Origin of the sequence: Pseudomonas sp. NPDC089408 (assembly GCF_044749445.1) — a bacterium.
Classification (GTDB): domain Bacteria; phylum Pseudomonadota; class Gammaproteobacteria; order Pseudomonadales; family Pseudomonadaceae; genus Aquipseudomonas.
Genome location: NZ_JBIVHY010000025.1, coordinates 34,759 through 47,441, shown reverse-complemented (window position 1 = coordinate 47,441; position 12,683 = coordinate 34,759). Strand labels below are relative to the sequence as shown.

The following is a 12,683-nucleotide window of genomic DNA, read 5'->3' as shown; positions in this document are numbered from 1 at the left end:
TCGAAACCTGTGGTGACCAGTGTAGGAGCGGGTTTACCCGCGAAGAGGCCGAGCCTGCTCACGGCATACCCGGCAACTCATGCGGCCGCAGGTCAAACACCAGCACCTCGGCATCCACCCCGTTACCCAGTTCCAGCACCTGTTCCTGCCTCACCCGCACCCCATCCCCTTCATTCAGCATTTGCCCATTAAGCTCGACACTGCCCCGGGCCACATGCACATAGGCATGGCGATTTTCCGGCAAGGTCAAGGTGGCCCGCTCGTCACCGTCGAACAACCCGGCATACACCCGCGCATTCTGCCGCACCTGCAACGAGCCCTCGGCGCCATCCGGCGAAATGATCAAACGCAGCTTGCCGCGCTTTTCTTCGGCACTGAAATGCTGTTGCTGGTAACGCGGCGTGGCGCCTTGCACGTTCGGCACAATCCAGATCTGCAGGAAGTGCACCGGTTGTGCCTGGCTGTGGTTGAACTCGCTATGGGCCACACCATGGCCGGCGCTCATCAGCTGCACATCACCCGGGCGGATCACCGAGCCGGTGCCCAGCGTGTCCTTGTGCTCCAGCGCGCCTTCCAGCACGTAGGAAAAAATCTCCATGTCGCGGTGCGGGTGCTGGCCAAAGCCTTTGCCAGGGATAACGCGGTCGTCGTTGATCACCAGCAGGTCGGAGAAACCTTGCTCGTCCGGGTTGCGGTAGTGGCCGAACGAAAAGGTGTGGAAGGACTTCAACCAGCCATGGAAGGCCAGGCCGCGGTCTTGGGCGTTACGGACGGTGAGCATGATCGTTCTCCTGAGCGGGCAGGGCATCAGGCCCTGCCGCATGGGTGGCTGGAGTTATTGAAGGTGTACTTTCAGTTCGCCTGCTGCCTGCCGCATCGCCGCCTTGACTGCAGGTACCTGGCTCAGGGGGTTGAGCAGCCCATAGTCATGAATCATCCCGTTGTAGCGCACCGAGGTCACCGTCACACCGGCCGCATTCAACTTGCGGGCATACGCTTCACCCTCATCGCGCAGCACATCGAACTCAGCCGTTTGCACCAGCGCCGGCGGCAAGCCTTTCAACTGTTCACTGCTGGCCCGCAGCGGCGAGGCGTAGATCTGTTCACGCGCCTTGGCGTCGGTGGTGTAGCTGTCCCAGAACCACTTCATCATCCCGGTAGTCAGGAAGTGCCCTTCGGCAAACTGCTTGTACGACGCAGTCTCGAAGCTGGCATCGGTCACCGGCCACAGCAGCAGCTGGAAGCGCAGGGCAGGGGTACCGGCCTCTTTGGCCTTCAGTGCCACCACCGCCGCCATGTTGCCGCCAACGCTGTTGCCGGCTACGGCCAGGCGCTTGCCGTCCACGCCGATCTCCTTGCCATGCTCGGCCACCCACTGGGTCGCGGCGTAGGCCTGGTTGATTGCCGTCGGGTAGTGCGACTCAGGCGACGGGGTGTAGTCGACATAGACCGCCACTGCGCCGGAGCCGACCACCAGGTCGCGGATCAGCCGCTGGTGGGTCGGGAAGTCGCCGAGCACCCAGCCGCCGCCGTGGAAGAACATGAACACGGGCAACTCACCCTTCACATTGGCCGGGCGCACCACTTGCAGCTGGATTGCCTGGCCGTTGGCCTTGATGGTGTGTTCCTTCACCTCAATGCCGGAAAGGTCGACCTTGACCGATGCCTGGGCGCCGGTCAGTACGGCACGCGCGTCTTTCGGGCTGAGCTGCTCCAGTGGCTTGCCGCCGCCTTGTTCCAGCGCTTCGAGGAAGGCCTGAGTGTGCTGCTCGACGCCTGGGCTGCCAGCGGCGTAGGCGCTGGAAACGGACAGGGCCAGAAGGGAAGCGGCGAGGGTTTTGTGGACAATGTTCATGAGCGAATCCTTTTCTGTGCAAGTGTTTGTAGTGGGCGTCTTGCCTGGCCTGCTGGGCCATCGCTGCGACTTGTGTGTAGATTAAGCAGATGCAGTGATGGGAAAAAGCCGCTATAAAGCGTTTGACTGTCACCAAGAGCGAGACAATGAACCCTTACGAAGACATGCGAATCTTTGCCCAGGTCATGGAGGCCGGCAGTTTCACGGCTGCCGCCGAGCGCCTGGGCATGTCCAAGCAATCGGTCAGCCGGCGCCTGATGCAGTTGGAAGAGCGCCTGGGCGTGCGCCTGCTCAACCGCTCCACGCGGCGCCTGGACGCCACGCCGCTGGGCCAGCACTACTACCAGTCGGCGCTGCGTTTGTTGGGCGAAGTGCAGCAGGTGGAACACGACATCAGCGGCCAGGCCCAGACCTTGCGCGGCACTTTGCGCCTGAGTGCACCGCTGTCGTTTGCCATGACGCACCTGGGCTGCTTGCTGACCGAGTTCCTGCAGTTGCACCCGCAGGTGGATGTGGAGGTGGACCTGAGTGACCGCGCCGTGGACCTGATCGGCGAAGGCTATGACCTAGCGCTGCGTATTGGTGCCCTGGAAGACTCCAGCCTCATTGCCCGGCGTATTGCCGATGTCGAGCGGGTGTATTGCGCGAGCCCGGCCTACTTGGCGGCGCGGGGCGTGCCGACCCGGCCGGAGCAACTGGCCGGGCATGACTGCCTGCCTTATGGGCATTCGCGGCAGGTGCAATGGCAGTTCCGCCAGGGCGGCAAGGCCCAGGCGATTCAGGTAGCTGGGCGGATGCGTGCGAACAACGGCGAAATGTTGAGGGATGCGGCGATTGCCGGGATGGGGGTGACCTACCTGCCGACCTTCATCGTTGGGCAGGCGTTGGCGGATGGGCGCCTTGTGACGGTGCTGGATGAGTGGGTGACGCCGGCGTTGCAGCTGTCGGCAGTGTACCCGCAGCACCGGCAGGTGGCGCGGCCGGTGCAGGGGTTTGTGAATTTCCTGCGCGAGCGGTTGGTGCAGCTCTGACCTTGAACACCGCGTTGGCTGCTTCGCAGGTAAACCTGCTCGTGCACAGGTCGTTGTAGGCGCGGGTTTACCCGCGAAGTGTGCGTAGCCCCAAAGCCGGCCGGCGGGCTACGTGCCTCACTGTGCGCAGCGGCTGGTGTCGCCTTGCTCGGCAGGGGCCTTGCGCGCCGCCGCTAGGATAGTTGCCAGCACGATCAATGCAGCTCCTGCCGCCATCCGCAGGCTCGGCTGATTACCAAACAACCACCACGCCCCGATGATTGCGTACACCGGCTCCAGCGCAATGATCATACCGGCAGTACGCGCCTCCAGCCCTTCCAGGCTCTTCACGAACAGGTACTGCGACAGCCCGGTGCAGAACACCCCCAGCAACGCCAGGTTGACCCAGTCATTACCCGCCAGGCTGGTGTTACCCAGGTGAGTGAAAGCAAACGGCGCCACCAGCGCAGCCACTACCACGTTCTGCCAGAACGCCACCTGCATGGCGTTCATGCTCGACGCATTGCGGCGGTTGGCCACGGTCAGCAGGGCGAACGCCAGGCCTGAACCCAGCCCCCACAGCAGGCCGATGGTGCCTTTGTCCAGCAGGTCGAAGGTCGGCACCACCAGCACCAACCCAGCAGTGACCATCAGCAACAGCAAACCTTGCACGGCGCCAATGCGCTGGCCGAACACACCGCGTTCGATCATGGCGATGAAGGCCGGGAAGCTGGCAAAGCCCAAGGTCGCCACCGCCACGCCGCCGACCTTGACGGCAATGAAGAAGGTCACCCAGTGCGTGGCCAGCAGCGCGCCGGTCAGGGCCAGTATCGGCAGGTTGCGCAGGGTCAGCCCGTCAAGCAGGCGCGTACCCTTGAGCCCGGCAACGAAGCCCAAGGCGATAAATGCAAAGGTGGCACGGCCAAAGGTGATAATGCTGGCGTCGGCTTCGATCAGGTGACCGAGGATACCCGTCAGGCCGAACAGCACAGCGGCGATGTGGGCAGCGCACAGGGCGTTACGGTGGCCGGTGGCAGCACCGGCTACGGGGATTGAAGTCGCGATCATGGCAGTCAAGTCTTCACAAGGTGGCGCGCGCATGCACTCCCGGCTGCGCAACGCGGGTCTCTAATACTGGGAGTTTTATCGTTATGAGCCCGGACGAACTGCCCGGTGCAAAAAGGCGCCACAGCGTTGGAATTGTGAAGCGAGGCTGTTTTACTCGCGGGTACCACGTCGACCAGCCCACGGCGCAGGGCTGGTCGATGTGTGTATTATCTTTGTATACAGGTTATTCAGCCGATCGCGGACGCCGTGTGCTTGTCTGATTGCGACATCACTTGTTGCCTTGCTGCGCCGCCTCAGTCGTCGCTGTAGTTCATGATCGACAGCAGCCGGATTGGCACCTGCACCAGTTGTTCGGGACCGTGCGGCGTTTCGCCGTCGAAGGTCAAGCTATCGCCGGCCTGCATGTGGTAGAGCTGGTTACCGTGGCGGTACACCAGTTCGCCCTCCAGCAAATGGAGGAACTCGGTGCCGGGGTGGGCGAAGGTCGGGAACTCTTCGCTGGCGTCATCCATGCTCACCATATAAGCCTCGAAATGCTTCTTGGGCCCCCTGGCGTGATTGAGCAAGTGGTAGGTATGCCCCTTCTCGGTACCACGGCGCACTACCTCCAGGCCTTCACCGGCTTTTACCAGCAGCGCGTTGCCATCGGGCTGGTCGTACTGGCTGAACAGCTTGGCCATCGGCATGCCCAGCACATCGCACAGGCGGCTGAGGGTGTCGAGGCTGGTGGACACCTGGGCGTTCTCGATCTTGCTCAGCATGCCCTGGCTGATGCCGGCAATGCGCGCCACGTCGGCAAGCTTGAGGGACTGGGCCTGGCGCTGGCGCTTGATCTGCAGGCCCAGGTACTGCTCCAGGCGAAGGCGCGGTTCGGTTTCGGTCGACATCGAATGTCCTGCACGGTTTCAGTTCAAGAATAAAATGTTCGCACTGAGAAAGTGCGGAATGCAGCTTGGGTGGCTGCGGTTTTCCTCAGGTGAATACAAGTTTCCCATAAATACAGCATAAAAATCTGCTGGGGTTTTGGGGTGTCTGTGCGGGCCTCTTCGCGGCTAAAGCCGCTCCTACATTGTCCGCAGCCCCCTGAACATGGGGTGTACACCGCCCTTTCACCGGCCTTTGTAGGAGCGGCTTTAGCCGCGAAGAGGCCTGCACAGGCAACACAAGGCCATGGCCTTGAACAAAAGTGGCAAGCGCATTGCATTCCTATGGGGAAAGTAAGTTTCCTATGCAGAATCATTGCCCCTTGCCCAGGAGTGTTCAACCCATGTTGCCAGCAGAAACCCAGCGCACCCTCGACCAGCACGGCATCAAGTATGTGCTGGCACAGTTCGTCGACATCCACGGCTCGGCGAAGACCAAGTCGGTGCCGGTCTCGGGCCTGAAAATGGTAGCCGAGGAGGGCGCCGGGTTTGCCGGGTTCGCCATCTGCGGCATGGGCATGGAGCCCCACGGCCCGGACTTCATGGCCCGCGGCGACCTGTCTACCTTGACTCCGGTACCCTGGCAGCCAGGCTACGGCAGAGTCGTGTGCGTCGGCCACGTCAACGGCCAGCCCTGGCCCTACGACAGCCGCTACGTGTTGCAGCAACAGGTGCAGCGCCTGGCCGATAAGGGCTGGACCTTGAACACCGGCCTTGAGCCCGAGTTCAGCCTGTTCCGCCGCGACGAAGGCGGCAAGCTGCAACTGGTGGACGCTTCCGACAACCTCGACAAGCCGTGCTACGACTACAAAGGTTTGTCGCGCTCGCGGCTGTTCCTCGAACGCCTGACCGAGGCGTTGCAGCCAGTGGGCTTCGACATCTATCAGATCGACCATGAGGATGCCAACGGCCAGTTCGAGATCAACTACACCTACAGCGATGCCATGGAGTCGGCCGACCGCTTCACCTTCTTCCGCATGGCCGCCGGCGAAATCGCCAACGACCTGGGCATGATCTGCTCGTTCATGCCCAAGCCCGACCCCAAGCGCGCTGGCAATGGCATGCACTTCCACCTGTCGCTGGCCAGCAGCACGAACAAGAACCTCTTCCACGACCCGTCCGACAGCAGCGGTATGGGCCTGTCGAAGCTGGCTTACCACTTCGCCGCCGGGCTGCTGGCCCACGGCCCGGCGCTGTGTGCCTTTGCCGCGCCGACGGTGAACTCGTACAAGCGCCTGGTGGTCGGGCGCTCCCTGTCTGGCGCCACCTGGGCGCCGGCATTCGTCGCCTACGGCGCCAACAACCGCTCGGCGATGGTACGCATCCCCTATGGCCGCCTGGAGTTTCGCCTGCCGGACGCCGGCTGCAACCCCTACCTGGTCACCGCCGCGATCATTGCCGCCGGCCTCGATGGTATCGACCGCCAGCTGGAACCGGGCGAGATGTGCAACGAGAACCTCTACAACCTCAGCCTGGAAGAGATTGCCGCACGCGGCATCAAGACCTTGCCGCAGTCGCTCAAGGAGGCCGCCGACGCCCTGGAGGCCGACCCGCTTTTCCGCGAGGTGCTCGGTGCCGAGATTGTCGACGAGTTCATCAAGCTCAAGCGCATGGAATGGGTGGAGTACTGCCGCCACGTCTCCGACTGGGAAATCCAGCGCTACACCGAGTTTTTCTGAGCTGCAAGCTTCAAGCCGCAAGCTGCAAGAGAAAGGCACTGCGCGGCGACACCAAAACCCCCGTTCAACACGGATAACTTGCAGCTTGCCGCTTACAGCTTGCTGCCGAACGTAGTGAGGCCCTTTTATGTGTGGAATCGTAGGTCTGTACCTGAAAAAGCCCGAGCTGGAAGCCCAGCTTGGCAAGCTCTTTGAACCCATGCTCGAAGCCATGACCGACCGCGGCCCGGATAGCGCCGGCTTTGCCATTTACGGCGATGAAGTGGCCGATGGCTGGGTCAAACTGACCTTGCAGGCTACTGACATCAACTACCCCTGGACCACTTTGATGGGCCAGTTGGAGGGGCGCCTGGGCTGCTCGCTGGACTGGTCTCAGAACGCCAGCGCCGCTGTGCTGAAAGTGCACACCCGCGAGGCTGCAGCCCGCCAGGCACTGAGCGAACTGGCCCCGGACGTGCGCATCATGAGCGCCGGGCAGAGCATCGAAATTCTCAAGGGCATGGGCCTGCCGGCAGAAATTTCCAGCCGCTTCGGCCTGGCCGGCATGCAGGGCAGTCACATCATCGGCCATACCCGCATGGCCACCGAAAGCGCCGTGACCATGGAAGGCAGCCATCCGTTCTCCACCGGCGCCGACTTGTGCCTGGTGCACAACGGCTCGCTGTCCAACCACTTCCGCCTGCGCCAGGTGCTCAAGCGCGAAGGCATCAGTTTTGAAACCGACAACGACACTGAGGTGGCGGCCGGTTACCTGACCTGGCGCCTGCAGCAGGGCGACAGCCTGGCCCAGGCCCTGGATGGCGCGCTGCAAGACCTGGATGGCTTCTTCACTTTCGCCATCGGCACCCGCAACGGCTTTGCCGTGATCCGCGACCCGATCGCCTGCAAGCCGGCTGTGCTGGCCGAGACCGACGACTACGTGGCCATGGCCTCGGAGTACCAGGCCCTGGCCAGCCTGCCGGGCATCGAGCACGCCAAGGTCTGGGAGCCGGCACCGGCCACCCTGTACGTCTGGGAGCGCGAAAGCGCCTGACCTGCCACCGAACCCCTGGAGAACCCTATGAAGACGATCGACCTTTCCAGCACTTCGGTGCGTGTGCTCAACCAGTCCCTGCACGGCGAGGTGCAGGACCACGAATGGCGGGTGACCCACCCGGGCGGCAAACACAACCTGGCCGTGGGCATCAACGCGGACGTGGCCGTGGATATCGAAGGCCACGCCGGCTACTACTGCGCCGGCATGAACCAGCAGGCCAGCGTCACCGTGCACGGCAACGTCGGCGTGGGTGTGGCCGAGAACATGATGTCCGGTTCGGTACGGGTCAAGGGCAGTGCCTCGCAGGCCGCCGGTGCCACCGCCCATGGCGGGCTGTTGGTGATCGAAGGCGATGCCGGCGCGCGCTGTGGCATCTCGATGAAGGGCGTGGACATCGTGGTCGGCGGCAGCATCGGCCACATGAGCTGCTTCATGGGCCAGGCCGGGCGCCTGGTCGTCTGCGGCGACGCTGGCGATGCGCTGGGCGATTCACTGTACGAGGTACGCATCTACGTGAAAGGCACGGTGCAGTCGTTGGGCTCGGACTGCATCGAGAAAGAAATGCGTGCCGAGCACCTGCAAGAGCTGCAGGAACTGCTGAGCAAGGCCGGCCTGGCGCACAAGGCCGCCGATTTCAAACGCTACGGCTCGGCCCGCCAGCTGTACAACTTCAAAGTCGACAACGCCAGCGCGTACTGATCGGAGCATTCCCATGAGCGAGCAATTCCCCCCGGTACTGCGTGAATCGGCCACTTTCGATCGCCTGACCATCCAGGAAATCCAGCGTGCTGCCGAAACCGGCATCTACGACATCCGTGGCGGCGGCACCAAGCGCCGCGTGCCGCACTTCGACGACCTGCTGCTGCTCGGTGCCAGCGTGTCACGCTACCCGCTGGAGGGCTACCGCGAGAAGTGCGGCACCGATGTGGTGCTGGGCAACCGCTTTGCCAAGAAGCCCATCCACCTGAAAATCCCGGTGACCATCGCCGGCATGAGCTTCGGCGCGTTATCGGCCAACGCCAAGGAAGCACTGGGCCGTGGCGCGACCATCGCCGGCACCAGCACTACCACTGGCGACGGTGGCATGACCCCGGAAGAACGCGGCCAGTCGCAACACCTGGTGTACCAGTACCTGCCGTCGCGCTATGGCATGAACCCCGACGACCTGCGCAAGGCCGACGCTATCGAGATCGTCCTTGGCCAAGGCGCCAAGCCGGGCGGTGGCGGCATGCTGCTGGGCATGAAGGTGACCGAGCGGGTGGCCGGCATGCGCACCTTGCCGATCGGCGTTGACCAGCGCAGCGCCTGCCGCCACCCGGACTGGACCGGCCCGGATGACCTGGCGATCAAGATTGCCGAGATCCGTGAGATCACCGACTGGGAAAAACCGATCTACGTGAAGATCGGTGCCAGCCGCCCGTACTACGACGTCAAGCTGGCGGTGAAGGCGGGTGCCGATGTGATCGTGCTCGATGGCATGCAGGGCGGTACTGCGGCGACCCAGGAAGTGTTCATCGAACACGTCGGCATTCCGATTTTACCGGCCATCCCGCAGGCGGTGCAGGCGCTGCAGGAAATGGGCATGCACCGCAAGGTGCAGCTGATTGTTTCCGGGGGGATCCGCAATGGTGCCGACGTGGCCAAGGCCATGGCCCTGGGCGCCGATGCGGTGGCCATTGGCACGGCGGCGCTGATTGCACTGGGTGACAACCACCCGCGGCTGGACAGCGAGCTGAAAAAGATCGGTTCGGCGGCGGGTTTCTATGACGACTGGCAGAACGGCCGCGACCCGGCTGGCATCACCACCCAGGCCCCGGAACTGGCCAAACGGTTGAACCCGGAAGAGGCTGGGCGGCGCCTGGCCAACTACCTGCGGGTCTTGGTGCTGGAGGCGCAGACCATGGCGCGGGCGTGTGGCAAGTCGCACCTGCATAACCTGGACCCGGAGGACCTGGTGGCGTTGACCGTGGAGGCGGCGGCGATGGCGCGGGTGCCGTTGGCGGGGACCGCGTGGGTGCCGGGGCAGGCGCAGTACTGAGTTTTGGTCATTGGGGCCGCTTTGCGGCCCTTTCGCGACACAAGGCCGCTCCTACAGGGGACCGCGCAAGGTTCAGGCACTGTGCGGTCCTTTGTAGGAGCGGCCTTGTGTCGCGAAAGGGCTGCAAAGCAGCCCCAGGGCACCCCACCATTCACACAGGAGTGACTTCATGAAGCACCTCACCCTTGCTGTAATGTCGTTAGCCTTGACTTCCCACGCCCACGCCGCCGAACCCACCCTCGATACCGGCAACACCGCCTGGATGATCTGCGCTGCGATGTTCGTGCTGATGATGTGCATCCCCGGCCTGGCGCTGTTCTACGGTGGCATGGTGCGGGCCAAGAACTTCCTTTCGGTATTTACCCAACTGTTCGCCGTGGCCGGGGTGATCGGCATCCTCTGGGTGCTGTTCGGCTACAGCCTGGTGGTCGACACCAGCGGCATGGTCGAGGGCCAGCTCACCTTCAACAGCCTCATTGGCGGGTTGGACAAGGCGCTGATGCTGAATATCGGCCATGACAGCCTGGTCGGCACCATCCCTGAAGGCGTGTTCGCGGTGTTTCAGCTGACCTTCGCCATCATCACCCCGGCACTGATTGCTGGCGGTTTTGCCGAGCGCATGAAGTTCAGCGCTTCGCTGCTGTTCATGGCAGCGTGGTTCGTGCTGGTGTATGCGCCAATTGCCCATATGGTCTGGGGCGGACCGGGCGCATTGATGGTCAACTGGGGTGTGCTGGACTTTGCAGGCGGTACTGCGGTGCACATCAACTCTGGTGTGGCGGCGCTGGCGGCGGCGATGATGCTGGGCAAGCGCAAGGGCTACCCGCAGGTGGCAATGCCGCCGCATAACCTGGGTTTCACTTTGGTGGGAGCAGGGTTGTTGTGGGTGGGCTGGTTCGGCTTCAACGTCGGCTCCGGGCTTGCGGCCAACCAAGGGGCTGGGGTGGTGATGCTGGCGACCATGGTGGCGGCCTGTGCGGGGATTATCGGCTGGTTGCTGACCGAAAAGATCATGCACGGTCGGCCGACGGCGCTGGGTGCGGCTTCTGGTGCGCTGGCCGGGTTGGTCGGGATTACCCCGGCCTGTGCCTTTGTCGGGCCGTTGGGTGCGGTGGTGATCGGCTTGTTGACCGGGGCGATCTGCTTCTTTGCCGTGACCCGGCTGAAGCAGGCTTTGGGCTATGACGACAGCCTGGATGTGTTCGGCCTGCATGGCGTGGGCGGCATGGTCGGGGCGATCCTGACCGGGGTGTTTGCCGCGCCTTCGTTGGGTGGCTATGTAGAGGGGGTGTCGCCGATCGGGCAGGCGCTGGTGCAGCTGAAGGGGGTGGCGTTCACCTTTGTGTACTGCTTTGTGGTGAGCTGGGCGATTCTTGGGGCCATCAAGCTGACCATAGGGTTGCGGGCCAGCCGGGAAGAGGAAGAGCAGGGGCTGGACCTTGCCGAGCACAATGAGCGGGCTTACAACCTCTGATTGATGGGGTGCTTGTACCGGCCTCTTCGCGGCGAACCGCCGCGAAGAGGCCAGTTCAGGTTTAATCAGTGCCCCATGGCAAGCTTGGCACTGGTCTGGCGACGACGGTAAGCGCTGTCACGGCTGGCCAGCCACCAGTACAGCGGCGAAGTCACCGCCAGCCCCACCAGCCACGACAGGTCAGCGCCATTGATGTGCTCCGAAATCGGCCCGACATATAGCGGCGTGTTCATGAACGGGATCTGCACCGCGATACCCACGGCGTAGGCGATCAGCGCCTGCGGGTTGTAACGCCCGTAGATGCCGCCATCAACCTGGAAGATCGACTGGATGTCATAGTCACCCTTGTGAATGGCATAGAAGTCGATCAGGTTGATCGCCGTCCATGGCACCAGCACCACCAGCAGCACCAGTACCATGTCGACGAAGTGGCCGATGAAGTCTGCCGAGGCGAACACTGCCACCACGCAGCAGGCCGACAGTACGATCAGCGACAGCACGGCACGGCTCTTGGCGGTAGGGATCCAGCGGTAGGCGAAGGTTTGCACCAGGGTAATAATCGACAGCACCGCACCATACAGGTTGAGGGCGTTGTGGCTGATCACGCTGAGCAGGAACAGCACCAGCATGATCGGGCCAAGGGTGCCGGTAGCCAGCTTGACCGCGTCCATGGTGTCCATACCGGCCGGGATTGCCAGCACCGCCACGGCGCCGAAGATGAACGACAAGCTCGAACCCAGGGCCGAGCCCAGGTAGGTGGTCCAGAAGGTCGAGCTGACTTTCACGTCTGCCGGCAGGTAGCGCGAGTAGTCCGACACATAGGGCGCAAAGGCGATCTGCCACAGCGCCGCCAGCGACACCGTGGCCAGCCAGCCGGCCAGGTTGAAGCCGCCGCGGGTGAGGAAGTCGTCGCTCTGCACGTGGGTGAAGATGTAGCCGAAGCCGACCACGATACCGATGCCCAGCACCCAGGTGCCGATGCGGTTGAGGACATGGATGAAGCGGTAGCCGATGATGCCGATGATGCCCGAACCCAGCGCACCGATGACGATGCCCACCGGTACCGGCACGGCATCGACCACGCCATGCAGCGACTTGCCGGCAAGCACGATGTTGGAGGCAAAGAAACCGATGTACATCACACCGGCAATCACCACCACCAGCAGCGCGCCGAGGGTACCGAACTGGGCGCGGCTCTGGATCATTTGCGGGATGCCCATCTGCGGACCCTGGGCCGAGTGCAGGGCCATCAGCACGCCACCGACCAGGTGGCCAACCAGGATGGCGACAATGCCCCACACCAGGTTCAGGTGAAACAATTGCACGCCGAGCGCGCCGGTAACGATGGGCAGCGGCGCGATGTTGCCGCCGAACCACAGTGTGAACAGATCCCTTACCTTTCCATGGCGGTCTTCCGGCGGCACATAGCCGATCGTGTGTTTTTCTATCAGGGGTGCCGAATTGGCTGCACTGGTCATGACTGACTCCAAGGCAAGGTAGGGCATCGGGAATTGCCCGGGGGCGTGCCGGCGAAGGGCGACGCGTTCTTGTTGGAGCGATGATGCGGGGCGCGGGGATAACGAGAAATTAGTAAATATGT

At 63.1% G+C, this 12,683-nt stretch carries 11 protein-coding genes; 6 read left to right on the top strand and 5 right to left on the bottom strand.

Annotated elements, in window-relative coordinates:
• Nucleotides 1-58: 58 nt before the first annotated feature.
• Nucleotides 59-781 carry a pirin family protein gene (locus tag ACIP02_RS25550; RefSeq protein ID WP_400622338.1) on the bottom strand — a complete coding sequence of 241 codons (723 nt, stop codon included), beginning with the start codon at nucleotides 779-781 and terminating at the stop codon, nucleotides 59-61.
• 54 nt (nucleotides 782-835) lie between these two features.
• Complete coding sequence (locus ACIP02_RS25545; RefSeq protein WP_400622337.1) at nucleotides 836-1,855, bottom strand: alpha/beta hydrolase; 1,020 nt, start codon at nucleotides 1,853-1,855, stop codon at nucleotides 836-838.
• Nucleotides 1,856-2,001: 146 nt separating this feature from the next.
• Here ACIP02_RS25545 and ACIP02_RS25540 point away from each other — a divergent pair, with 146 nt between their 5' ends.
• On the top strand, nucleotides 2,002-2,886 hold the full coding sequence (locus ACIP02_RS25540; RefSeq protein ID WP_400622335.1) for a LysR family transcriptional regulator: 885 nt from the start codon (nucleotides 2,002-2,004) through the stop codon (nucleotides 2,884-2,886).
• A gap of 117 nt (nucleotides 2,887-3,003) precedes the next feature.
• On the opposite strand, the gene ACIP02_RS25535 is transcribed toward ACIP02_RS25540, so the two are convergent.
• On the bottom strand, nucleotides 3,004-3,933 hold the full coding sequence (locus ACIP02_RS25535) for a DMT family transporter (RefSeq protein WP_400622333.1): 930 nt from the start codon (nucleotides 3,931-3,933) through the stop codon (nucleotides 3,004-3,006).
• A 293-nt stretch (nucleotides 3,934-4,226) separates the two neighbouring features.
• Entirely contained in the window at nucleotides 4,227-4,820 is a 594-nt protein-coding gene (locus ACIP02_RS25530; RefSeq protein ID WP_400622332.1) for a helix-turn-helix domain-containing protein, read from the bottom strand.
• 380 nt (nucleotides 4,821-5,200) lie between these two features.
• Between ACIP02_RS25530 and glnT the strand changes: the two genes are divergently transcribed.
• From glnT to ACIP02_RS25505, 5 genes are all read left to right on the top strand, one after another.
• Entirely contained in the window at nucleotides 5,201-6,535 is a 1,335-nt protein-coding gene (gene glnT / locus ACIP02_RS25525) for a type III glutamate--ammonia ligase (RefSeq protein ID WP_400622330.1), read from the top strand.
• A gap of 127 nt (nucleotides 6,536-6,662) precedes the next feature.
• The gene (locus ACIP02_RS25520) at nucleotides 6,663-7,568 is read left to right on the top strand and encodes a glutamine amidotransferase family protein (RefSeq protein WP_400622328.1); all 906 of its coding nucleotides are present in this window, start codon (nucleotides 6,663-6,665) and stop codon (nucleotides 7,566-7,568) included.
• Between the two features lie 27 nt (nucleotides 7,569-7,595).
• Nucleotides 7,596-8,270: a protein glxC gene (locus ACIP02_RS25515; RefSeq protein ID WP_400622326.1), complete on the top strand. Its 675-nt coding sequence runs from the start codon at nucleotides 7,596-7,598 to the stop codon at nucleotides 8,268-8,270.
• A gap of 13 nt (nucleotides 8,271-8,283) precedes the next feature.
• Nucleotides 8,284-9,609 carry an FMN-binding glutamate synthase family protein gene (locus ACIP02_RS25510; protein WP_400622324.1) on the top strand — a complete coding sequence of 442 codons (1,326 nt, stop codon included), beginning with the start codon at nucleotides 8,284-8,286 and terminating at the stop codon, nucleotides 9,607-9,609.
• Nucleotides 9,610-9,778: 169 nt separating this feature from the next.
• Nucleotides 9,779-11,083, top strand: a complete 1,305-nt coding sequence (locus ACIP02_RS25505; protein WP_400622322.1) for an ammonium transporter — start codon at nucleotides 9,779-9,781, stop codon at nucleotides 11,081-11,083.
• 65 nt (nucleotides 11,084-11,148) lie between these two features.
• Here ACIP02_RS25505 and ACIP02_RS25500 read toward each other — a convergent pair whose 3' ends face one another.
• On the bottom strand, nucleotides 11,149-12,561 hold the full coding sequence (locus tag ACIP02_RS25500) for a purine-cytosine permease family protein (protein WP_400622320.1): 1,413 nt from the start codon (nucleotides 12,559-12,561) through the stop codon (nucleotides 11,149-11,151).
• Nucleotides 12,562-12,683 lie beyond the last annotated feature (122 nt).